Origin of the sequence: Streptomyces sp. GbtcB7, assembly GCF_019091445.1 — a bacterium.
In the GTDB taxonomy this organism is placed as follows: domain Bacteria; phylum Actinomycetota; class Actinomycetes; order Streptomycetales; family Streptomycetaceae; genus Streptomyces; species Streptomyces mirabilis.
In genome coordinates this window covers 1-596 of record NZ_JAGXJM010000133.1, presented here as the reverse complement: position 1 = coordinate 596, position 596 = coordinate 1, and the positions used below count along the sequence as shown (strand labels likewise).

Below are 596 nucleotides of genomic sequence, written 5' to 3'. Positions count from 1 at the left end.
ACCCAACCGGACGACCCGATTCAACCCCCCACCCCGACCACCACCACCCGACCACCACCACCCGACCAACACCCCCGGACCGTCGCTGCTGGAGTCGCTCAGCCCGGTCCGAGACCAGCACCCCACCATCTGACAGTCACGAAAGGCCACACTCCGGGCGCCTCGAGGAACGCGACAACCATCGTGCCCCTCAAAGCGCCCGTATCCGCACCACGGGCAGCTACCGACGAACCTCACCCGGCCTGAGATAGCCGCCGAACTGTCGGTCTCGTTCAACACGGTCAACACCCACATCCGACGGATCGACGCCAAGCTCGGTGCCGGGGACCGGTCCTCGGCGGTGCAGCGCGGCCGTGAGCTGCGACTGCTGTCGAACGGCCGTATGTGAGTGCCTGTTCCTGATGCGGCCAGGCCATGACGGTATTGGTGGATCCTGGGTTCGTTGCGCGCGCCCGTCAGCCGTGCTTGGCTCGCCCGATGAACTTTCTGTTGACGGCGAGTGGCCTGCGCAACGAGACGCTGCGGGATGCGCTGCGGGACATGCTGGGTAAGCCGTTCGGATCGGCGAACGTCGTGTTCGTTCCCACGGCGTCAGT

1 protein-coding gene and 1 pseudogene are annotated in these 596 nt (G+C 66.3%); both read left to right on the top strand.

Annotated elements, in window-relative coordinates; all coding sequences use genetic code 11:
- The first annotated feature begins 247 nt into the window (after positions 1-247).
- Positions 248-388 carry a LuxR C-terminal-related transcriptional regulator gene (locus KVT44_RS55540; RefSeq protein WP_308314430.1) on the top strand — a complete coding sequence of 47 codons (141 nt, stop codon included), beginning with the start codon at positions 248-250 and terminating at the stop codon, positions 386-388.
- An 89-nt stretch (positions 389-477) separates the two neighbouring features.
- Positions 478-596 (top strand): annotated as a pseudogene (locus KVT44_RS59720) (Type 1 glutamine amidotransferase-like domain-containing protein); the annotation flags it as partial.